Source organism: Phenylobacterium parvum (assembly GCF_003150835.1).
Lineage (GTDB): Bacteria > Pseudomonadota > Alphaproteobacteria > Caulobacterales > Caulobacteraceae > Phenylobacterium > Phenylobacterium parvum.
The window spans coordinates 124,569-145,558 of record NZ_CP029479.1 but is presented as its reverse complement, the minus strand read 5'-3'; the positions used below and the strand labels follow the sequence as shown (position 1 = coordinate 145,558).

At 72.0% G+C, this 20,990-nt stretch carries 17 protein-coding genes; 7 read left to right on the top strand and 10 right to left on the bottom strand.

Annotated features, from left to right (window positions below):
• Positions 1–13: 13 nt before the first annotated feature.
• Positions 14–421, bottom strand: a complete 408-nt coding sequence (locus tag HYN04_RS00710; RefSeq protein WP_110448975.1) for a metallopeptidase family protein — start codon at positions 419–421, stop codon at positions 14–16.
• Positions 414–968, bottom strand: a complete 555-nt coding sequence (locus tag HYN04_RS00705; RefSeq protein WP_110448974.1) for a hypothetical protein — start codon at positions 966–968, stop codon at positions 414–416. The genes HYN04_RS00710 and HYN04_RS00705 overlap by 8 nt, the downstream gene beginning before the upstream one ends.
• Before the next feature lie 84 nt (positions 969–1,052).
• Here HYN04_RS00705 and HYN04_RS00700 point away from each other — a divergent pair, with 84 nt between their 5' ends.
• Positions 1,053–3,365, top strand: coding sequence for a sensor histidine kinase (locus HYN04_RS00700; RefSeq protein WP_110448973.1), 2,313 nt, complete (start codon positions 1,053–1,055; stop codon positions 3,363–3,365).
• A gap of 27 nt (positions 3,366–3,392) precedes the next feature.
• On the opposite strand, the gene HYN04_RS00695 is transcribed toward HYN04_RS00700, so the two are convergent.
• The 8 genes from HYN04_RS00695 to HYN04_RS00660 form a co-directional block, all read right to left on the bottom strand.
• A complete protein-coding gene (locus tag HYN04_RS00695; protein WP_110448972.1) occupies positions 3,393–3,713 on the bottom strand; it encodes a 2Fe-2S iron-sulfur cluster-binding protein in 321 nt (106 codons plus the stop codon).
• A 24-nt stretch (positions 3,714–3,737) separates the two neighbouring features.
• On the bottom strand, positions 3,738–4,970 hold the full coding sequence (locus HYN04_RS00690; protein WP_110448971.1) for an NAD(P)/FAD-dependent oxidoreductase: 1,233 nt from the start codon (positions 4,968–4,970) through the stop codon (positions 3,738–3,740).
• A 70-nt stretch (positions 4,971–5,040) separates the two neighbouring features.
• Positions 5,041–5,823, bottom strand: a complete 783-nt coding sequence (locus HYN04_RS00685) for a succinate dehydrogenase iron-sulfur subunit (protein WP_110448970.1) — start codon at positions 5,821–5,823, stop codon at positions 5,041–5,043.
• A gap of 39 nt (positions 5,824–5,862) precedes the next feature.
• Positions 5,863–7,650 carry a succinate dehydrogenase flavoprotein subunit gene (gene sdhA / locus HYN04_RS00680; protein ID WP_110448969.1) on the bottom strand — a complete coding sequence of 596 codons (1,788 nt, stop codon included), beginning with the start codon at positions 7,648–7,650 and terminating at the stop codon, positions 5,863–5,865.
• 4 nt (positions 7,651–7,654) lie between these two features.
• Positions 7,655–8,044: a succinate dehydrogenase, hydrophobic membrane anchor protein gene (sdhD, locus tag HYN04_RS00675; RefSeq protein ID WP_110448968.1), complete on the bottom strand. Its 390-nt coding sequence runs from the start codon at positions 8,042–8,044 to the stop codon at positions 7,655–7,657.
• Positions 8,044–8,442, bottom strand: a complete 399-nt coding sequence (sdhC, locus tag HYN04_RS00670) for a succinate dehydrogenase, cytochrome b556 subunit (RefSeq protein ID WP_241962645.1) — start codon at positions 8,440–8,442, stop codon at positions 8,044–8,046. The genes sdhD and sdhC overlap by 1 nt, the downstream gene beginning before the upstream one ends.
• 122 nt (positions 8,443–8,564) lie before the next feature.
• A complete protein-coding gene (gene zapE, locus HYN04_RS00665) occupies positions 8,565–9,683 on the bottom strand; it encodes a cell division protein ZapE (protein WP_110448966.1) in 1,119 nt (372 codons plus the stop codon).
• Positions 9,684–9,702: 19 nt separating this feature from the next.
• Positions 9,703–11,214, bottom strand: coding sequence for a CoA-acylating methylmalonate-semialdehyde dehydrogenase (locus tag HYN04_RS00660; protein WP_110448965.1), 1,512 nt, complete (start codon positions 11,212–11,214; stop codon positions 9,703–9,705).
• A 99-nt stretch (positions 11,215–11,313) separates the two neighbouring features.
• Between HYN04_RS00660 and HYN04_RS00655 the strand changes: the two genes are divergently transcribed.
• From HYN04_RS00655 to addA, 6 genes are read left to right on the top strand one after another with little or no spacing between them, the layout of a single operon-like run.
• On the top strand, positions 11,314–12,165 hold the full coding sequence (locus tag HYN04_RS00655) for a GNAT family N-acetyltransferase (protein ID WP_110451231.1): 852 nt from the start codon (positions 11,314–11,316) through the stop codon (positions 12,163–12,165).
• On the top strand, positions 12,162–12,614 hold the full coding sequence (gene tsaE, locus HYN04_RS00650) for a tRNA (adenosine(37)-N6)-threonylcarbamoyltransferase complex ATPase subunit type 1 TsaE (RefSeq protein ID WP_199285973.1): 453 nt from the start codon (positions 12,162–12,164) through the stop codon (positions 12,612–12,614). Before HYN04_RS00655 ends, tsaE begins: the two co-directional genes overlap by 4 nt.
• Complete coding sequence (gene amgK, locus HYN04_RS00645; protein WP_110448964.1) at positions 12,611–13,702, top strand: N-acetylmuramate/N-acetylglucosamine kinase AmgK; 1,092 nt, start codon at positions 12,611–12,613, stop codon at positions 13,700–13,702. The genes tsaE and amgK overlap by 4 nt, the downstream gene beginning before the upstream one ends.
• Positions 13,699–14,412: a nucleotidyltransferase family protein gene (locus tag HYN04_RS00640; RefSeq protein WP_110448963.1), complete on the top strand. Its 714-nt coding sequence runs from the start codon at positions 13,699–13,701 to the stop codon at positions 14,410–14,412. Before amgK ends, HYN04_RS00640 begins: the two co-directional genes overlap by 4 nt.
• Positions 14,409–17,417: a double-strand break repair protein AddB gene (gene addB, locus HYN04_RS00635; protein WP_110448962.1), complete on the top strand. Its 3,009-nt coding sequence runs from the start codon at positions 14,409–14,411 to the stop codon at positions 17,415–17,417. The genes HYN04_RS00640 and addB overlap by 4 nt, the downstream gene beginning before the upstream one ends.
• A complete protein-coding gene (gene addA, locus HYN04_RS00630; protein ID WP_110448961.1) occupies positions 17,414–20,914 on the top strand; it encodes a double-strand break repair helicase AddA in 3,501 nt (1,166 codons plus the stop codon). Before addB ends, addA begins: the two co-directional genes overlap by 4 nt.
• Positions 20,915–20,990 lie beyond the last annotated feature (76 nt).

Sequence of the window (20,990 nt, the reverse complement as noted above, 5' to 3'; positions counted from 1 at the left end):
ATCCGCCGCCGTCTCAACCCGCCTCGATGCGGTCGATCTGTTCATCGGTCAGGCCCAGGTGGTGCCCGATCTCGTGCACCAGCACGTGGGTCACGAGTTCGGCCAGGGTCACGTCGCCGCGCTCGGCCCACTCGTCCAGAAGGGGCCGCCGGTAAAGGAAGACCCGCGCCGGCTCGGCCGTCAGGTCCATCACCGACCGGCGGCCGAGGTCCACACCCTGGTAGAGGCCGGTCAGACCGAAGGGGTCCTCGATCTCAAGGGCCGCCAGCACCTCCTCGTCGGGAAAGTCGTCCACGCGGAAGACGATGTCGCCCGCCATGCGGCGGAACAGGTCTGGCAGGGCCGCAAAGGCCTCCTCGGCCAGTCGGGCGATGTCGTCGAGGGACGGGGCCGCCGCGCGACCAGGCCAGGGTTCACTCATCGGGCAGGAGGCGGTCGGGGTTCTCGGGGGCCCGGACCTCGAACAGGCCGATGTCGAGGGGCTGCTGGGGCCGTACCGGCCGCAGGGGCTGGCGGGCGAAGGCGCTCAGATGGTCGCCGGACACGTCGGCCTGGGTCCGTTTGCGCACATGCCGGGCCTGGGCCTGGAGGATGGCCGGGGTGCGCGACGCCGGCCGCCAGAAATCGACCTGGACCCGCCAGACCGTGCGCGGCGGCGGGGGCGGCTCGGGCCAGCGGCGACCGCCTTCGGTCAGGGGCCGGGCCGGGGCGGGCGGCCTTGCGCCGTCAAAGACCTCGATGATCCGGACCGCGCCCGGATCCGCCGGCGAGGCGGCGGAGGCCCCCATCCGCGCCGCCAGCTCCAGCGCCGCCTCCCGGCTCGGGCAGGGCGGACCGACGCGCTCGGAGGCGAAGACCACGGGCTCACCGGCCAGGGATTCGGCCTCCCGCGCCCTCAGGGCGTGGCCCAGGGGGGCCCCGAGGGCGGCCTCGCCGTCGTTTGCAACCGGATAGGACTGGGCGGACATGGCGCTTTATCGCTCAGAATCAGGCTTGGGCCTATGTTGCGTGAATGATTCGCCTGATGTGGGCGAAAACCTGCGGTCCCGCCCATGACCGGTGAAGGCATGATCCTGTCCGCCACCGCCGGCGCCGTCCTCCTGGCGCTGTGCTCGGGCGTCTGGACGCTGAGCGTCCGCCGGCGCGCCGATCGCCGGGTCGCGGAGCTTGAAGCCGAGGTCGACGCCCTGCGCGGCGGCGCGGAGGCCGCCCAGGCCTCGGCCGAGGCCTTCGAATCCGCCCTGCTCGCCGTCGAGGATGGCCGCGCCTTCCTGGCCTCGGGCGACGAGAGCTTTGCCGCCTGCGCCCTCGCCCTGGGCGTCGGCGCCGAGCCCCAGTCGGTGGTGGCGGCCCTCATGCGCGCCGACCCGGATCACGCCCTGCGCCTGCGGGCCCTCTTCGAGCGGGGCGAGAGCTGCGGGTTCGAGGTCAGGGGCCCGGCGGGCGTGGTGACGGTCGAGGGCCGGGCGGCCGGCGCCCTGGCCTGGCTGCGCCTGTCTTCTGCGGCCGGGACCCAGGGCCTGCCCCCCTCGCCCCGGTTCGCCGCCTTCCTGAACGCCCGCAGCGGCCCGGCCTGGATCTCCGGCGCCGACGGCCGGCTGGTCTGGGCCAACGCCGCCTGGCTGGAGGCCGTGGGCGCCGAGGACGTGGCGGCGGCGGACGAGCGGAGGCTCAGCCTGGATCCCGCGGCGGACGCCCTGGCCATCGAGGCCGCCAACCTGTCCCAGCACCGGGAGGCCCTGAGGTGGATCAGCCTGGGCGGGCGCCGGCGCGCCCTGAGGCTGACGGCGCGCCCCCTGGAAGGCGGCGGCGTCGGCGTCTGGACCGAGGACGCCACCGAGGCCGAGGAGCTGAGGGAGGCCCTGCGCCGCAATGTCGAGGCCCATGACGAGACCCTGAACCACATCGCCGACGCCGTCGCCATCTTCACGCCCTCGCGCCGGCTGGACTTCCACAACACCGCCTTCGCCGAGCTCTTCGGCCTGGAGCCCGCCTGGCTGGCGGAAAGGCCCACCCACGGCGAGGTCCTGGACCGCCTGCGCCAGCGCCGTCGCCTGCCCGAGACCGCCGACTACGCCCGCTGGAAGGCCGCGGAGCTGGAGCGCTACGCCCAGCTGGACTCCGCGCCGGACGAGCTCTGGAGCCTGCCCGACGGGCGGACCCTGCGGGTGGTGCGCCAGTCCCATCCCCTGGGCGGGATCGTGCTCCTGTTCTCGGACATCACCGGAGAGCTGCGGCTCAAGGCCCAGTACAACAGCCTGATCCAGGTGCAGCAGGCCACCCTCGACAAGCTGAACGACGCCGTCGCCGTGTTCGGCGCAGACGGGCGGCTTCGCCTGCACAACGAGGCGTTCGAGCGGTTCTGGAACATCCCCCGCCAGGCCCTGACCGAGATGCAGGACTTCGAGGGGGTGGTCGAGCTCTGCCTGCCCCGCCTGCACGACCAGGGCTTCTGGCGGGAGCTCAAGGGCCGTGTCGCCGACACCGATCCCGCCGCCCGGGCGCCCGCCTCAGGCGAAGTGCGGACCTCGGACGGACGCATCGTCGCCCACCAGTCCCGCCCGCTTCCCGACGGCGCCACCCTGATCGCCTTCACGGACGTCACCGACGCCCGGCGTCTGGAGCGGGCCCTGGCCGACCGCAGCGCCGCCCTCGCCGAGGCCGAACGGCTCAAGCGCGACTTCGTCGGCAATGTCTCCTACGAGCTGCGGACCCCGCTCACGACCATCATCGGCTATTCCGAGCTGATGGAGGGCCTGGGCGACCAGCTGCCCGCCCGCGCCCTCGGCCACGCCGGCGCCATCCGCCAGGCCGCCGAACAGCTGGGCCGCTCCATCGACGACGTGCTGGACATGGCCCAGATCGACGCCGGCGAGATGGCCCTGGACCTTGAGGACGTGAACGTGGCCCGACTGCTGGAGGCCGCCGTCGTCCGCTGGAGCGAGGATGCCGAGGCCGGCGACCTGCGCCTGACCTCCGCCTGCCCGGAGGGGCTGGGCCTGATGCGGGGCGACGCCCGGCGCCTGTCCCAGGTCCTGGACCACCTGATCCTCAACGCCCTGGGCCAGACCCCGAAGGGCGGCCGGATCACCCTGACGGCGCGGCGCACCCTGGGCGAGGTCCAGATCCAGGTGACCGACACGGGCCGGGGCATCCCCTTCCACGTGCAGGCCAACATCTTCGACAGGTTCGTCGGGCGCGAGCGGGGCGGTCCGGGCCTGGGTCTCGCCCTCGTGAAGGCCCTTGTGGAGCTGCACGGCGGCTGGGTGGCCCTGGAGAGTGAGCCAGGGTCCGGGGCGACCTTCACCTGCCACCTCCCGGAGAAGGCCGAGGGCGCCGCGGGTCATCCCGAACTGGAGTTCTGAGGGCGCGGGGCCCCCGGGCCGTCCAGACTAGTGCTGGCTCTCGGGCAGCCGGACCACGAGGCCGTCAAGGGCGTCAGAGACCTTGATCTGGCAGGCCAGGCGGCTGTTCGGCTCGACGCCTTCGGCGAAGTCCAGCATGGACTCCTCCATGGCCGTCTTGTCGCCGGTCTTGTCCAGCCAGGCCGCGTCCACATAGACGTGGCAGGTGGCGCAGGCGCAGGCGCCGCCACAGTCGGCGTCAATGCCGGGAACATTGTTCTTCACGGCGACTTCCATGACCGACAGGCCGGTCTTGCCGTCGTAGGACTGCTCGCTGCCGTCGTGCTGGATGAAGGTGATCTTGGCCATCTGGTCTTTCCTCGCCTCGCCGGCTTACGCCGCAGCGACCTCTTTCATAGAAACCGAAGGGTCCGCAAGTCTCTGCTTGTCCACCGGCCTGCGGGAGCCGATGAGCTGCCGGCCCATCATGAATTCGGGCGGCGAATTGATCGCCTCGACCGCCTGCACCTGGTCGCCCTTGAGGTGGAAGATCGCAAAGCGGCCCGAAGCCGGGTCGCCGCGCACCAGGGTCTGGTCGGAGTCGAAGTTGTAGCCAGCGATCTGCAGCTTGATGTCGTACTGGTCAGACCACTGCCAGGGCGTCTCGCCTGCCGGCGCCGGCCGGCCGGTGATGGCGCAGGCCGCCTGCTTGGCCTGTTCCAGGGCGTTGGGCACGCTCTCCATCCGGAAGTCGCGGCCATAGATGGGCATGGGCCTCAGGGTCACGTCGCCGATGGCGAAGATGGCCGGGTCCGAGGTGCGCGCCTCCAGGTCCACGACCACGCCGCGGTTGACGGCGAGGCCGGCTTCCTGGGCCAGTTCCTGGTTGGGGACCGCGCCCACGCCCACCAGGGCCAGGTCGCAGGCGATCACCCGGCCGTCCGCCAGTTCGACGCCGGTCACCCGGCCGTCCTCGCCGCGGAAGCCCGTCACCGAGGCGCCGGTGTGGAACTGGACGCCATGCCCCTCGTGCAGGGTGCGGAAGAAGGTGGAGAGCACCTCGCCGGCCACCCGGGCGAGGATGCGGGGCTCGCGCTCCAGGACCACGGCGCCGGCGCCCAGGGCGCGGGCGGAGGCGGCGGCCTCGAGCCCGATGTAGCCGCCGCCGACGACGGCCATGGTCCGGCCCGGGCCGAGCGCGCCCTTCAGGGCCTCGGCGTCTGCGGCGGTGCGCAGCTCGAGGATTCCCTCCAGGTCCGCACCGGGGATGGGCAGGCGGATGGGCCGGGCGCCGGTGGCCAGGACCAGGAAGTCATAGGCCAGCTCGGTCCCGTCCGAGAGGACCAGCACCTTGCGTTCACGGTCGATCCGCGCGCCGCGGACCGAGGGGCGGAAGTCGATCCGGTTCTCGGCGTAGAATTCCAGGGGCTTGAGGGCCAGGGACTCGGCGTCCGCCTCGCCCTTCAGCCAGGCCTTGGACAGGGGCGGCCTCTGGTAGGGGGGAATGGGCTCCTCGCCGACCAGGGTGATGGCGCCGGCATGACCGTACTGGCGCAGCAGGGCCGCGAGGGTCCCGCCGGCGTGGCCGGCCCCGACGATCACGACATGGGCGTCTGGCGAGGTCATGGGGTCCAGATGCAGAAAAGTGACGGGACCGTCAACTTACGGGATTCGCCGGATGCGCCCTGCGCCGCCGTCAGACCAGCCGCTCCGCCATCATCTTCTTCACCTCGGACACCGCCTTGGCGGGGTTCAGCCCCTTGGGGCAGACCTGGGCGCAGTTCATGATGGTGTGGCAGCGGTAGAGCTTGAAGGGGTCCTCAAGCGCGTCCAGCCGCTCGCCGGTGGCCTCGTCCCGGCTGTCGACCAGCCAGCGATAGGCGTGCAGCAGGGTGGCGGGCCCGAGATAGCGGTCGCCGTTCCACCAGTAGCTGGGGCACGAGGTCGAGCAGCAGGCGCACAGGATGCACTCGTAGAGACCGTCCAGCTTTTCGCGGTCCTGCGGGCTCTGCACCCACTCGGTCTGGGGCTCCGGCGTGGTGGTGTGCAGCCAGGGCTCGATGGAGGCGTACTGGGCGTAGAAGTGGGTCAGGTCGGGGACCAGGTCCTTGACCACCGGCATGTGCGGCAGGGGGCTGACCTGGCAGGTCGAGCCCGGAACCTCCTCATGGCCATGGGTGCAGGCCAGGGTGTTGCGGCCGCCGATGTTCATGGCGCATGAGCCGCAGACCCCCTCGCGGCACGAGCGCCGGAAGGTCAGGGTCGGGTCCATGGTGTTCTTGATGTGGATAAGGACGTCCAGGACCATGGGGCCGCAGGCCGCCACGTCCACCTCGTAGGTGTCCCAGCGGGGGTTGCCGGTCCCTTCCGGGTCATAGCGGTAGATCCGGAAGGTCTTGACCTTCTTGGCGCCGGCGGGGGCCGGGTGATGCCGGCCCTTCTGGACGCGGGAGTTCTTCGGCAGGGCGAGTTCGACCATCTGGCGTGCTTTCCTCGGATTCCGTCTGCGTCCGCGACCCTAGTAGACCCGCGTCTTGGGCGGGATCGGCGCGATGTCGTTGGTCATCGTGTAGTCGTGCACCGGGCGGTAATCGATGACCACCTTGCCCGTCACGTCGTCCATCCAGGTCAGGGTGTGCTTCATCCAGTTGGCGTCATCCCGGTCGGGATGATCCTCATGGGCGTGGGCGCCCCGGCTCTCGGTGCGGTTGGCCGCCCCGGCGACGGTGACCACGGCCTGAACCACCAGGTTCTCGAACTCAAGGGTCTCGACCAGGTCGGTGTTCCAGATCAGGCCGCGGTCGGACACCTTGATGTCCTTGCGCTTGTCCTGCACCGCCTGGAGGCGGTTTACACCCGAGGACAGGCTGTCCGAGGTACGGAAGACAGCGGCGTCTTCCTGCATGGCCTGCTGCATCTCCAGGCGGAGGGCCGCCGTGGGGGTGGAGCCGTCAGCGTGGCGCAGGCGGTCGAAGCGGGCCAGGTGGGAATCGGTCATCGACGGCTTCAGCTCGGGCTGGGAAGCGCCGGGCTTGAGGATGTCGGCGGCGCGCAGGGCCGCGGAGCGCCCGAACACCACCAGGTCGATCAGGCTGTTGGAGCCCAGCCGGTTGGCGCCGTGCACCGAGACGCAGGCGGCCTCGCCCACCGACATCAGGCCGGGAACGACGCGGTCGGGGTCATCGCCCACCCGGGTCACGACCTCCGAGTAGAAGTTCGTCGGGATGCCGCCCATGTTGTAGTGGACGGTCGGCAGGACAGGGATCGGCTGCTTGGTCACGTCCACGCCCGCGAAGATCCGGGCGCTTTCCGAGATGCCCGGCAGGCGCTCGGCCAGGACCTTGGGGTCCAGGTGGTCGAGGTGCAGGTGGATGTGGTCCTTGTTCGGGCCCACGCCGCGGCCTTCGCGGATCTCGATGGTCATGGCGCGGCTCACCATGTCGCGGGGCGCCAGGTCCTTCACGGTGGGCGCATAGCGCTCCATGAAGCGCTCGCCTTCCGAATTGGTCAGGTAGCCGCCCTCGCCCCGGGCGCCCTCGGTGATGAGGCAGCCGGCGCCGTAGATGCCGGTGGGGTGGAACTGGACGAATTCCATGTCCTGCAGGGGCAGGCCCGCCCGCAGGGCCATGCCGCCGCCGTCGCCGGTGCAGGTATGGGCGCTGGTGGCCGAGAAATAGGCCCGGCCGTAGCCTCCCGTGGCCAGGATGACCATCTGGCCCTGGAAGCGGTGCAGGGTGCCGTCATCCAGCTTCCAGGCGGTGACGCCCCGGCAGACGCCCTCGTCCATGATCAGGTCGAGGGCGAAGTACTCGATGAAGAACTGGGTGTCATGGGCCAGGGACTGGCCGTACATGGTGTGCAGCATGGCGTGGCCGGTGCGGTCCGCCGCGGCGCAGGTGCGCTGGATCGGGGCCTCGCCGAAGTTCCGGGTCATGCCGCCGAAGGCGCGCTGGTAGATCTTGCCGTCCGGGGTGCGCGAGAAGGGCACGCCCCAGTGCTCCAGCTCGTACACCGCCGCCGGGGCGTTCCGGCAGAGGTATTCGATGGCGTCCTGGTCGCCCAGCCAGTCCGACCCCTTGACGGTGTCGTACATGTGCCAGCGCCAGTCATCCTCGCCCATGTTGCCGAGGCTGGCCGAGATGCCGCCCTGGGCCGCCACCGTGTGGGAGCGGGTGGGGAAGACCTTGGAGATGCAGGCCGTCTTCAGGCCCGCCTGGGCGCAGCCCAGGGCCGCCCGGAGGCCGGAGCCCCCGGCGCCGACGACGACGACGTCGAACTTGTGATCGGTGAATTCGTAGCTGGCCATGACGTCAGAGAGCGCCTCCGAGCGCGACCTTGAGGACAGAGAACACCGCCAGGGCGGTGACGAGGACGGCGACAAAGAGGTTGAGGACAAGCAGGGCCGAGCGGCCAAGCATCTTGTGCATGTAGTCCTCGACCACCACCCGGGCGCCGGCGTGCATGTGCCAGCCCGACACCACCAGGACCAGGACGATCAGGACGGCGTTGACGGGTTGGGACACGAAGCCGACGACGCCGGCGTAGTCGCTCTTGGAGACCGCCAGGGCGGCGTAGACCATCCAGAGGGTCAGCGGCGCCAGGGCGATGGAGCTGACACGCTCGGCCACCCAGTGGGAGGCCCCGTGGCCGGCGGCGCCGCTGCCGCGGGCGCGGGAGAGGGGAGTCCTGAAGTCAGTCATCACACGCCTCCCGGTCCAAGCCCGATGGCCCACACGATGATGGTCGCCACCACGGAGAAGGCCATGGCCATGATCCCCGACTGGTGCGAGGCGATGGGGGACAGGCCCAGGCCGGCGTCCCAGAACAGGTGCCGGAGGCCATTGGCCAGGTGGTAGAAGAGCGAGAGGGTCAGGCCGACCAGCACGAGCCTGCCCAGGGGCGAGGCCATGATGTCCACGAAGACCTGGTAGGCCTGCGGCCCCGCGCCCAGCGACAGGGCCCAGGCGGCGACGATGATCGCGCCAGCGTAGAGGGCCAGGCCGGTCGCCCGGTGCAGGATGGAGGTCAGCATCGTCAGGTGCCAGCGCCACACCTGGAGATGTGGCGACAGGGGTCGTTCTCGAACGGGTGCAGTCATTGGCATGTCCTGGCAGACCCCGGCGGACGCCCCCGCGCCCCGGGCCGGCTGTTTGCATTTAAGCCTACCGCGCAGGGTGTCAACGAAGGCTTTTCAATCTGATAGGGCGCCGTAGCGGAAGCTCAGGACCGGTCCGCAAGCCAGTCGGCGGACCGCATCTCCTGCAGGCGTGAGGCCGTGCGCTCGAACTCGAAGGCGCCGTCGCCGGCGGGATAGAGCCGGACAGGGTCGGCCTCGGCCAGCACGATCAGCCGGGTCCGGGCCTCGTAGAGGGCGTCGATCAGGGTGACGAAGCGTCGCGCCGCCTCGCGCCGGTCGGGGGTAAGGCGGGGCAGGTCCTCCAGGAAGACCGTGTGGAATCGCTCCGCCAGGGCCAGGTAGTCGTTGGGGCCCAGGGCCGCATCGCAGAGCCGGGCGAAACCGGCGCGCACCAGGCCGCCGGCGGCGTCCGGGAAATCGAGCCGGCGACCCATGACCTCGATCGATTCCCCCTCGGCGGCCTCGGTCCCCAGCATGTCGCGCCAGAGGGCGGAGAAGGTGCGGCGGTTGTCCGGGTCGATGGGCGAGAACCAGGTCCCCGCCGCCCGCAGCCGGTCGAGGCGATAGTCGTGGGACCCCGCCACCGAGACCACCTCCACACGCGCCTTCAGGAGGGCGATGAAGGGCAGGAAGAGCTGGCGGTTGATGCCGTCCCGGTAGAGTTCGTCCGGATGGCGGTTGGAGGTGGCCGCCAGGGTCACGCCCCGCTCGAACAGGGCCTCGAAGAGCCGGCCCAGGATCATGGCGTCGGCGATGTCCGTGACCTGGAACTCGTCAAAGCAGATCAGGCTGGCGCCCCGGGCCACAAGGTCGGCCACCGGGGGCACCGGATCGTCCCCGCGCGCCTGGCCGAACCGCGCCCGCCGCGCCGCCGCATCGCCCGAGCGCCAGGCGCCGATCAGGGCGTGAACCTCGCGCATGAAGACGTGGAAGTGGGTGCGGCGCTTGCGGGCGACGGGAACGGTCTCGAAGAACAGGTCCATCAGCATGGACTTGCCCCGGCCCACCGGCCCCCAGAGATAGACCCCCCGCAGGGACTCGGCCCGCCGGCGCAGGAGCCCCGCCAGGGGCCCCGGCCGCACCGCCGCCAGCTCCGCCTCCAGCCGCACCAGGCTGGCCAGCCCCGCCGCCTGGGCAGGATCGGGACGCAGCTCGCCCCGCGCGAGCCGGTCTGCGTAGGCCTTTTCGAGGGCGGAGGTCATCAGGCGCCGGGACGTCCCGTCAGCGCATGGTCGGGATGATGAAGGCGGAATCGCCCACGTCGCCTTCGGGCCAGCGGGCCGTCACCGTCTTGACCTTGGTGTAGAAGCGCACCCCGTCCATGCCGTGCTGGTTGGCGTCGCCAAAGGCCGACCGCTTCCAGCCGCCGAAGGTGTGGTAGGCCAGGGGCACGGGGATGGGCACATTGATGCCGACCATGCCGACGTTGACGCGGGACGCGAACTCCCGGGCGGCGCGGCCATTGCGGGTGAAGATCGCCGTGCCATTGCCGTAGGCGTGCCGGGACGGCAGGGCCAGGGCCGCATCGAAGCTTTCGGCCCGCACCATCTGCAGGACCGGCCCGAAGATCTCGTCCTGGTAGCTCTTCATCTCCGGCGCGACCCGGTCGAAGAAGGACGGGCCGATGAAGAAGCCGTTCTCGTACCCCTGGAGGCGGAAGTCGCGGCCGTCCACCACCAGCTCGGCGCCCTCGTCCACGCCCATCTGGATGTAGTCGGAGACCTTCTTCCTGTGGGCGGCGTTGACCACCGGGCCGTAGTGCGCGCCCTCGTCGGTGGAGACGCCCACCTTGAGGGAGGCGATCTCGGCGACCAGCTTTTCCCGCAGGGCCTCGGCGGTGCGCTCGCCCACGGGGACCACCACCGGCAGGGCCATGCAGCGCTCGCCGGCCGAGCCGAAGGCGGCGCCGGAGATGTCGCGCACCACCTGGTCCAGGTCGGCGTCGGGCAGGACGATGCCGTGGTTCTTGGCGCCGCCCATGGCCTGGACCCGCTTCCCGGCCGCGGCGCCGCGGGAATAGACGTACTGGGCGATGTCGGAGGAGCCGACGAAGCTCACCGCCGCGATCTCGGGATGATCCAGGATGGCGTCGACCATGACCTTGTCGCCCTGGACGACGTTGAGCACGCCCTTGAGGTCCAGGCCCTGTTCGGCCCCGGCCTGCATGAACAGCTCGGCCAGTCGGACCGGAACGCTGGGGTCACGCTCGGAGGGCTTGAGGATGAAGGCGTTGCCCACGGCGATGGCCACGCCGGACATCCACATCGGGATCATGGCGGGGAAGTTGAACGGCGTGACGCCGGCGGCGATCCCCAGGGGCTGGCGCATGGAATAGACGTCGATGCCCGGGCCGGCCCCCTCGGTGTACTCGCCCTTCAGCAGGTGCGGGACGCCGCAGGCGAACTCGATCACCTCCAGGCCCCGCTGGATGTCGCCCTTGGAGTCGGCGACGACCTTGCCGTGCTCGCTGGAGAGCAGCTCGGCCAGGGCCTGCATGTTGGCCTCGAGCAGGCGCTTGAACTCGAACATGACCCGCGCCCGGCGCTGGGGGTTCACCGCAGCCCAGGCCGGCTGGGCGCGCAGGGCGGACTGCACGGCCAGCTCCAGCTCGTCGGCGGTCCCCAGGCCCACCTTCGCCTGAACCTCGCCGGTGTTCGGGTTGAAGACGTCGCCGGTGCGGCCGGAGGCGCTGGCGACCGCGGCGCCGTCGATGAAGTGGGAGATCTGGCGCATGGGACCGTCCTCGTATGCCTGCGGGCCCTCCAATAAGGGCTGGCGGCGGGCGCGCCTAGACCTTGCTTGCGCACCCCCTGGGCGGGCATGCTGGTCTTCATGAGCGCTCCCGTTCCCGCCGGCCCCGGCCAGCACATCGTCGACGTGCTGATCGCCGAGCGGGCGCCGCGGCTGGCCTCCAGCCCGGCCTGGCCCCTGGCCCGCCCCCTGCTCTACCGGCTGCTCAATTATCGCCGGGCCCGGCAGATGGCCGACGCCGTCGCCCCGATGGGAGGGCGGGAGGCCCTGGACTACGTTTCCCGCCTCTTGGAGGTGAAGGTCGAGGTCCGCGGCCTGGAGCGGATTCCCGAGGCCGGGCGGCTGGTCATTGTCTCCAACCACCCCACCGGCATCGCGGACGGGATCGCCGCCTGGGACGCCCTGCGCGGGCGCCGGCCGGACCTGTGCTTCTACGCCAACGCCGACGCCCACCGTGTGGTCCCGGGGTTCTCCGACGTCCTCATCCCGGTGGAATGGGTTGAGGCCAAGCGCACCCGCGAGCGCACCCGCACCACCCTGCAGATGACGCGCGAGGCCATGGAAGCCGGGCGGGCCCTGGCCATCTTTCCGGCCGGCCGCCTGGCGCGGCGGGGCCTGGACGGCGCCCTCTCCGACCCGCCCTGGATGAGCTCGGCCCTGTCCATCGCCCGCCGTCACGAGGCGCCGGTGGCGCCGGTCCACATGACCGGGCCCTGGTCGACCCTGTTCCACGCCTTCGACCGGGTCTCTCAGGAGCTGCGCGACATCACCCTCTTCCACGAACTCCTGAACAAGCGCGGAGGGCGGTTCACCCTGACCGTCGGCCCGCTGATCCCGCCGGACCGACTGGAAGCTGACGCCGACGTCGCCACCGCCGCCGTTAAGGCCTATGTGGAGACCGTCCTGCCCCGCGACCCGGACCGTCCCTATTGAGCCGCCTGCCCGCCCGGATCGACCTGCCCGCTGAGGCTGACACAGAAGCCCTCGGCCGCCGGATCGCGCCCTTGCTGCGCAAGGGCGAGGCCCTCTGCCTGAGGGGCGCCCTGGGGGCGGGCAAGTCCTGCCTCGCCCGGGCCCTGGTTCGCGCCCTGACCACCCCGGACGAGGAGGCGCCCAGCCCCACCTTCACCCTGGTCCAGACCTATCCCGGGCCGGACTTCGAGATCGCCCACTTCGACCTCTACCGGCTGGAAGACCCCGAGGAGGCCTGGGAGATCGGCCTGGACGAGGCCCTCGACCACGGGGCGGCCCTGATCGAATGGCCCGAGCGGCTTGAGGGGCGTCTCCCCGCCGACCGACTCGATCTAGAGTTGACCGTTTCCGGAGAGGGGCGGACGGCGCGGCTGTCCGGCCACGGGTCCTGGCGGGAGAGGGTCGAGTGACGGCGGAACGGGACGCCCTGAAGGACGCCTTCCTGGCCCAGGCCGGCCTGGCCGGCGCGCGGCGCGAGCGGCTGGCGGGCGACGCCTCCACCCGCGCCTACGAGCGCCTGTACCTGGCCGGCGGCGGCCGCCGCATCTTCATGGACCAGCCGCCGGTGGAGTCCGCCCCCTGCCCGCCGGACGCCGACGAAGGCGCTCGCCGGGCCCTCGGCTACAACGCCATGGCGCGGCTGGCGGCTGGGCGGGTGGACGCCTTCGTGGCCGTCGCCGGCTGGCTGAACCAGGCCGGCCTGTCCGCGCCGCGCGTCGAGGCCTTCGACGCCGGCCAGGGCCTGGCCGTGATGGAGGACCTGGGCGACGACCTCTTCGGAACCCTCATCGCCGGCGGCGCCGACGAAGGCCCCCTCTACGAGGCCGCCCTGGACGCCCTTATCCACATGCAGGACCAGCCTGTCGCCCGCCGGCTGGGCGCGGACGCCGGGCTGGACTGGCCCCTCCTGACCTACGACGCCCTGGCCCTGGAGACCGCCGCCGACCTGCTGCCGGACTGGCTGCCCGCCCTGCGGCCCGGGGTCCGCGTGGACGCCGCCGCCCGCCGGGACTGGTCGAGCCTCTGGCGCCCCATCCTGGAACGGGGCGAGGCGGGGGCCCGGGTCTTCTGCCACCGCGACTACCACGTCGAGAACCTGATCTGGCTGCCGGACCGGGAGGGCCCCGCCCGGGTCGGGATGGTGGATTTCCAGGACGCGGTCCTGGCCCATCCCGCCTGGGACCTCTCCATGCTCCTGCACGACGCCCGCCGGGACGTCTCCAGGACCCTCTCCGACACCCTCCTGGGACGCTACATCGAACGCTCCCGTTATGCAGACGAACTGCCTATCGCTTCCGACTTCCACGCCCTGGGCGCCCTGAACATCTGCCGGATCATCGGGGTCTTCGCCCGGCTTGTGGTCCGCGACGGCCGGCCAAGGTACGAGGCCTTCCTGCCGCGCATGTGGGGCTATCTCGACGCCTGCCTCGCTGACCCGGGCCTGTCGGACCTGCGCGCCTGGCTCGACGCCTGCGTCCCCGCGGACGCCCGCCGATGACCGGCCCGACCAGCGCCATGGTCCTGGCCGCGGGTCTCGGCACCCGCATGCGGCCCCTTACCGACACCCGGCCCAAGGCCCTGGTGGAGGTGGCGGGGCGGACCCTGATCGACCGGGTCCTCGACCGCCTGGTCGAGGCCGGCGTGCGCAAGGCGGTGGTGAACGTCCACCATTTCGCCGACCATATGGAGGCCCACCTCGCCGGGCGGACCGACCTGGAGATCGTCATCGCCAACGAGCGCGCGGCCCTGCTGGATTCCGGCGGCGGCATCCGCAACGCCCTGCCCCTGCTGGGCCGCGAACCCATCTTCGTGGCCAATATCGACTCCCTCTGGATGGGCGGCGCGACGCCGCCCCTGGAGCGGATGAAGGCGGCCTGGGACCCGGAGCGCATGGATCTCCTCCTGCTCCTGACCCCCCGGGGGCAGGGCATCGGCTTCGAGGGACCGAGGGGCTTCTTCATGGACGCCGAGGGCCGGCTGACCCACTCGGCGGATGACGCCAACCCGGCGCCCCTCGCCAATATCGGCTTCCAGATTCTCAAGCCCGAGGTCCTGGATGACGAGCCCGAAGGGGCCTTTTCCATCCTGCCGGTCTGGTGGCGGCTGCAGGCGCAGGGGCGGCTGGCGGGCGTGGTCATGGACGCCTTCTGGCTGCACGTCGGCGATCCCGCGGCGCGCGACGAGGCCGAGGCCCTGCTGTCCCGATGAGCGGCTGGTTCTTCGAAACGCCCGGCCCGCGCTGGTTCAACATCCCGGCTGACCGACCCTTCCTGGACGACCTGGCGACGGGCCTCCTGGACCTGACCCGGGAGGGCGGCCCCGAGGCCCTGGCCGACGCCGTGGTCCTGACCCCGAACCGCCGGGCCGTGCGCCTGCTGACCGAGGCCTTCCTGCGCAGGGCCGGGGACGCCCCCGCCCTCCTGCCGCCCCGGATCCGCCCGCTGGGCGACCTGGAGGCGGGCGAGGCGCCCTTCGAGCCCGGCGACATCGCCCTGGACCTGCCCCCGGCGATCACCCCTGTCCGCCGCCGGTTCGAACTGCTGCGGCTGGTCAGCGAGCTTTCGCCGGCCCTCGGCCGCAGCCCGGGACCCACCGAGGCCCTGGGCCTGGCGGACGCCCTGGGCGGCTTCTTCGACAGCCTGCAGATCGAGGAGGTCACCGGCGACAACCTGGCTGGCCTCGCCACCCTGGACATGGCGGCGCACTGGCAGGTCTCCCTCGACTTCCTGGAGGGCGCCCTCGCCCGGTGGCCCCAGCGGCTGCGTGAGCTTGGGCTGCAGGACGTATCGGCCCGCAGGGTCCAGTTGCTCAACGCCTTGGCGGAAAAGTGGTCGGAGACGCCGCCGGAAGGGTTCCTGATCGCCGCCGGATCCACCGGATCGGTCAAGGCCACCGCCCGCCTGCTGAAGGTCATCGCCGAGGCGCCCCGGGGCGCCGTCGTCCTGCCCGGCCTGGACTGCGACCCGATACCCGGGGTCGCCGAACCCGAGGGGATCGACGACCAGCATCCCCAGGCCATGCTGCGGGACCTGCTCCTCCAGGCTGGCGTCGCTGCGTACGACGTGCGGGACTGGCCGGAAACGCCGGATGTCCCGGTCGCCGGCGCGGACCGGCGCAAGGTCATCAGCCTGGCCCTGAGGCCCGCGGACCGGACCTCGGACTGGCGCGCCGCCATCGACGACACGGGCGGCCTGGGCGTCAACGGGATCGAGCGGGGGCTCGCCGGCCTGACCGTGGCGGGCGCCCGGGATGTCGAGGCCTGCGCCCTGTCCGCCGCCCTCCTGCTGCGCGAGACCCTGGAGACCCCGGGCCGGACCGCCGCCCTGGTGACGCCGGACGCCGACCTCGCCCGCCGGGTCGCCGCACGCCTGGCCCGCTGGGGGATCGTCGCCGACGCCTCGGCGGGGGAGCCCCTGGCCCGGTTCCCCTGTGCGGTCCTGACCCTGCAGGCCGCCCAGGCCCTGGCGGACCCCGCCAAGCCCTCCGTCCTCCTGGCGCTGTTGAAGCATCCGCGGGTCCGGCTGGGACGGACGGAGGCCGACCTCGCCTTCGCCCGCGACGCCCTGGAGCGGGACGCCCTGCGTGGCCCCCGGCCGGACACCCTGGCGCGCATCCGGACCCGGGCGGAGGGCGTGAAGCATCCGGTTCCCGAGGCCATCCGCCTGGCCCAGGATCTCCAGGACCTCTTCCCCGCGCCTGTTGCGGACGTCGACGCACACCTCGACGCCTCTGGCTGGGGCCGGCGTCTCGTGGAGCTGCTGGAAGCCCTTTGCCGGCGCCCCGAAGGCGGGACCGGGGACCTCTGGGCCGGGCCCGACGGGGACGCCGCAGCCCGCCTTCTGGGCGCCCTGATCGAGGAGGGCGACGCCAGTCCCGCCCTGTCGGTCCGGGCCTTCGGCGAACTGCTGGAGGCGGTGATGGCAGGGGAGAGCGTCCGCGCGAGCCGGGCCACCCACCCCCGACTGCGCATACTGGGCGCCATGGAGGCGCGGATGGCGCGCGCCGATCGCCTGGTCCTGGCGGGCCTGGAAGAAGGGGTCTGGCCCCAGGCGGCGGCCGTCGACCCCTTCCTGTCCCGCGCCATGCGCTCGGGGCTGGGGCTTCCGAAGCCCGAACGCCGGATCGCCCTGTCGGCGCACGATTTCGCCCAGTCGGCCTGCGCGCCCGAGGTCTTCCTTCTGCACGCCCGGCGTCGGCGAGGCGCCCCGGCCCTGGAATCGCGCTGGCTCTGGCGGCTCCGGACCCTGGCCAAGGGTGCGGGCCTGGTCCTGCCGGGCCGTCCGGACCTTGAGACCCTCGCCGACGCGGCGGATGCGCCCGGCGCCTTCGCCCCAGCCCCCCGGCCTGCGCCCCGCCCGCCCCTTGCGGCGCGTCCCCGCAAGCTCGCAGTGACGCGGATCGAGACCCTGGTGCGGGACCCCTACGCCGTCTGGGCGAGGGACATACTGAGGCTCTACCCCATGGACCGGCCGGACGCCCCCATCGATGTCCGCCTGCGGGGCACGGCCATCCATTCGGCCCTTGAGGCCTTCGTGGAGGCCTATCCCGGCGCCCTTCCCGACACGGCCGAGGCCCACCTCGACGCCCTCTACCTGAAGGCCCTGGCGGACCAGGGCATGGACCCGTCGGGGCTCGCCCGGGAAACGGCCCTCTCCCGGGAGATCGCCAGCTGGATGGTCGCGACCGAGCGTGAACGCCGGTCGGACGGCCGGCGGATCGTGGTCGAGCAGGAGGGCGCCCACAGCTTCATGTCCCCCGGGGGGGCCTTCACCTTCACCGCCAAGGCCGACCGGATCGAGATCGGTCCCGGGGCGGTCGGGCGCATCCTCGACTACAAGACGGGCGCCCCGCCCTCGACCAAGATGGTGGCGGCGGGCTTCTCCCCCCAGCTCACCCTTTCGGGCGCCATCCTGATGTCGGGCGGGTTCGCAAGCCTCGGCGTCCTGCGGCCGGAGGAACTGGCCTACGTCCAGGTGACAGGCCGGCGACCGGCGGGCGTCATCAAGAGCGCCCTGGGCGAGAAGGAGGCGCCATCGGACGCAGTCGCCGCCGCGCTGGAGGGCCTCAAGGCGGTGATCGCCCGCTTCGATGACCCGGCCACGACCTACCTGTCCCGGACCGCGCCCGCGAGCGTGAAGCTCTACGCCAGCGACTACGACCATCTCGCCCGGGTGCGGGAATGGACCTCGATCGGGGGGGAGGCCGAAACATGACGACCGACCCTGTCAGCCCCCAGGCCCGGGCCGCGAACCCCCGCCTCTCGGCCTTCGTCACGGCCAACGCCGGGTCCGGCAAGACCAAGACCCTGATCGACCGGGTGGCGCGCCTGTTGCTGGCCGGCGCCTCGCCGGACGAGATCCTGTGCGTCACCTACACCAAGGCCGCCGCCGCCGAGATGCAGAACCGCCTGTTCGAGCTCCTCGGCGACTGGTCGGTCCGTAAGGATCCCGAACTGCGGGTGCAGCTCGCCGACCTCGAGGGCCGGGCGTCGTCGGACTACGGGGCCGAGGAGCTCTCCGCCGCCCGGGCCCTGTTCGCCCGCGCCCTGGAGACCCCCGGCGGCCTGCGGATCCAGACCCTGCACGCCTTCTGCGAGAAGCTGCTCCGGCGTTTTCCCCTGGAGGCGGGGATTTCCCCAGGGTTCGAGGTGCTCGACGACCTGGCCGCCGCCCAGCTGGCGAAGTCCGCGCGACTGGGCCTGGCCCTGCAGGTCCTGAAGGGTGAGGGCCGCATCGCCGAGGCCTATGCCCGGCTGTCAGTCGACATGGCCTTCGACGCCTTTGAGTCCCTGTTCGACGACTTCACCGCCCGGGCGGGCGAGCTGAGGGCGGCCATCGACAGCGCCGGGGCGGCGGGGGGGCTGGAAGCCGTCGTCTGGACCACCCTCGCCGGATCGCCGGAGCCCCTCGACCCGGACGCGGCCCGCGCCGAGCTGGAGGACATGTCGGCAGGGCCCTCGCCCGAGACCTGGCTGGCCATCGCAGACGCGATGTCCCAGTCCAAGACGTCCAAGGGCGAAGTCGCCGACGCCGGGAAACTCCGGGCTTGCGCTGGGAAGCCTGACTTCGAGGCCGTCCGAGGCCTGCTGGTCACCAAGACCTGGACCGTCAAGACCTGGCCGGCCAGCTCACCGAACCTGAAGAGATTTCCGCACATCGTCGAGCTCCTGCAGGCGGAGGCCGAGCGCCTGGTCGGGCTGGAGATGCGGCGACGGGCGGCGGAGGCGGGTCGCCGGACCCTGGACATCCTGTTGCTCGCCGAGGCCTGGCTCACCGCCTACGCCATCGAGAAGGCCCATTCCGGGAAGCTGGACTTCGGGGACCTGATCGACAGGACCCTGGCCCTGACTCGAGACTCCCAGATGGCCGCCTGGGTGCTCTTCAAGCTCGACCAGGGACTGGCCCATGTGCTCGTGGACGAGGCCCAGGACACCTCTCCCGCCCAGTGGTCCATCCTGCGGCAGCTGACCGAGGATTTCTTCGCCGGCGCCGGACAGGCCGGGAAGGAAGGCGCGCTACGCCGCAGCCTCTTCGTGGTCGGGGACCAGAAGCAGTCGATCTATTCCTTCCAGGGCGCCTCGCCCGAGCGGCTGGAGCTGGAGTTCGGACATCACAGCCAGCGAGCCCTTGCGGCCGGCGCGGCCTTCGAGCGGATCGAACTGGCGGTTTCCTGGCGGTCGACCCGGCAGGTCCTGGGCTTTGTCGACGCCGTCTATGCCGACCCGGACCTCAGCCAGGGCCTGATGACCGGAAGGGCGGACCCGGACGCAACCCTCCGCCATGAGGCCCGGCGCGAGGACGATGGCTGCATCGACCTGTGGGACCTGGTCGAACCCCCCGAGAAGACCGAACGGAAGGCCTGGGAAGCCCCACCGGATACGCCCGACCGGGACTCGGCGTCCCGTGAACTGGCGCGGCGGATCGCACGCGAGATCGCCGGGATCGTCACCCGGGGCGAGGCCGTCGGCGACAAGAAGTCCGGCGGGAAGCGCCCCGCCCGCTGGGGGGATTTCCTGATCCTGGTCCGGCGTCGCGGACGACTGTTCGATGAGGTCATCCTGGAGCTCAAGCGCCAGGGCGTTCCCGTCGGCGGCGCCGACCGGCTGAAGCTGGCCGAGCACATCCTGTTCGACGACCTGCGGGCCATGGTCCGCTTCGCCCTCTATCCGGGGGATGACCTGACCCTGGCCGCCCTGCTTCGCAGCCCATTCTGCGACGTCAGCGACGAGAGCCTGTACGCGCTCGCCTACCAGCGCCCGGAGACCCGCCTCTGGGATGCGCTGATGGCGCGGACCCAGGCGGGGGCGCCCGACGCCGGCCGGACAGAGTGGGCGCAGGCGCGCCAGGTCCTGGCGCCCGTCCTGGCCGCCGCAGGCCAGTCGCCTTACGACTTCATCGTCGGCCGGCTGGAGTCCGCGGGGCCCTGTGGGCGCACCCAGCGACAGAGGCTGCTGACCCGGCTGGGCCGTGAGGCCGAGGAGGCCCTGGGCGTCTTCCTTGAGAAGACCCTTGAGCTCGAGCAGAGCGGCGTCCGCGACCTCGAGGCCTTCGCCGCCGCCCTCGACAGCCTGAAGGTGGACGTCAAGCGGGAGACGGAGGCCGAGGCCGCCGACGAGGTCCGCGTGATGACGGCCCACGGGGCCAAGGGGCTTGAGGCCCCGGTCATCATCCTGCCCGACACCACCTTCAGCGACTCCGATGGCGCCGGGCTGGCGCGGGCCGGGGACGGGACCTTCCTTTGGCTGGGCGCCAAGAACGACGACTGCCAGGCCCAGACCGACGCCCGGGCGCTGCGCAAGGCCGCCGCGGACCAGGAGCTCCAGCGGCTCCTCTATGTGGCCCTGACCCGGGCCCGGGACCGGCTGATCGTCTGCGGGGCCATGCCGGGCAACCGGTCCTCCGACAACCCGCCGGGCTGGTGGGGTGTGATGGACGCGGTCTTCGCCGTCCGCCTGGCCGGCCGGTTCCGGCGGATCGCCGGGGAAGACTTCGGCTACCGGCGGTTCGGAGAGGACCCCGAGGTGCTGGGACAGGCCGCGACGGCGCCGGAGGCGGCCCGGGCTCCTCCCCCCGCCTGGCTGTCCCGGCCGGCCCGGCCCGAGCCCCTGGCCCGCCTGGCCTCGCCCTCGGACCTGGGCGACTCCGCCCCGGTCGCCGCCGTCTCGCCCCTGGCCGGCGCGGCAGGCATGGGCCGGTTCCGGCGCGGAGAACTGATCCACCGCCTGCTCCAGGTCCTTCCGGACCTGCCTGGGCCAGCTCGACCGGACGCGGCGCGGCGGCTGCTGGCGAAGGAGGCCGGCCTGACCGACGCGCAGGCGGAAGAGATGGCGAAGGCGGCGCTGGGGGTGCTGGAACACCCGGACTTCAGCTTCCTCTTCGGGCCAGGGTCGCGGGCGGAGGCGGCCATCGTCGGGGGCTCGGGCCTGCTGCCGCCCGGCGTCCGCATCTCCGGCAGGATCGACCGCCTGGTGGTGCGGCCAGACGAGGTCCTCTTCGCCGACTTCAAGACCAACCGTCCCGCGCCCGCCTCCATCGTGGCGGCGGATCCGGCCTACCTGCGCCAGCTGTCCATGTACTGGGCGGTTCTGGGCGAGCTCTATCCCGGACGACCTGTGCGCGCCGCCCTGGTCTGGACGGATGGCCCACTGCTGACCCCCGCGCCGGAAGACCTGCTGCGCGAGGCCCTGGACAGGCTGCACCGGGAAACCTGATCCGGGAGCCACACATCAGGGTGTTGATCCCTGCGCCCGGTGCGCCATATCAAGACCTGACGTCCGGCCGGGTCCG

Bases quoted from the DNA above. Each gene is read 5' to 3' on its own strand.
- HYN04_RS00685 (WP_110448970.1), bottom strand. From the start codon at position 5,823: ATGGTCGAACTCGCCCTGCCGAAGAACTCCCGCGTCCAGAAGGGCCGG.
- addB (WP_110448962.1), top strand. From the start codon at position 14,409: ATGAGCGGCTGGTTCTTCGAAACGCCCGGCCCGCGCTGGTTCAACATC.
- HYN04_RS00695 (WP_110448972.1), bottom strand. From the start codon at position 3,713: ATGGCCAAGATCACCTTCATCCAGCACGACGGCAGCGAGCAGTCCTAC.
- addA (WP_110448961.1), top strand. From the start codon at position 17,414: ATGACGACCGACCCTGTCAGCCCCCAGGCCCGGGCCGCGAACCCCCGC.
- HYN04_RS00690 (WP_110448971.1), bottom strand. From the start codon at position 4,970: ATGACCTCGCCAGACGCCCATGTCGTGATCGTCGGGGCCGGCCACGCC.
- sdhC (WP_241962645.1), bottom strand. From the start codon at position 8,442: ATGACTGCACCCGTTCGAGAACGACCCCTGTCGCCACATCTCCAGGTG.
- HYN04_RS00640 (WP_110448963.1), top strand. From the start codon at position 13,699: ATGACCGGCCCGACCAGCGCCATGGTCCTGGCCGCGGGTCTCGGCACC.
- HYN04_RS00700 (WP_110448973.1), top strand. From the start codon at position 1,053: ATGACCGGTGAAGGCATGATCCTGTCCGCCACCGCCGGCGCCGTCCTC.
- HYN04_RS00655 (WP_110451231.1), top strand. From the start codon at position 11,314: ATGAGCGCTCCCGTTCCCGCCGGCCCCGGCCAGCACATCGTCGACGTG.
- sdhD (WP_110448968.1), bottom strand. From the start codon at position 8,044: ATGACTGACTTCAGGACTCCCCTCTCCCGCGCCCGCGGCAGCGGCGCC.
- HYN04_RS00705 (WP_110448974.1), bottom strand. From the start codon at position 968: ATGTCCGCCCAGTCCTATCCGGTTGCAAACGACGGCGAGGCCGCCCTC.
- HYN04_RS00710 (WP_110448975.1), bottom strand. From the start codon at position 421: ATGAGTGAACCCTGGCCTGGTCGCGCGGCGGCCCCGTCCCTCGACGAC.
- sdhA (WP_110448969.1), bottom strand. From the start codon at position 7,650: ATGGCCAGCTACGAATTCACCGATCACAAGTTCGACGTCGTCGTCGTC.
- zapE (WP_110448966.1), bottom strand. From the start codon at position 9,683: ATGACCTCCGCCCTCGAAAAGGCCTACGCAGACCGGCTCGCGCGGGGC.
- HYN04_RS00660 (WP_110448965.1), bottom strand. From the start codon at position 11,214: ATGCGCCAGATCTCCCACTTCATCGACGGCGCCGCGGTCGCCAGCGCC.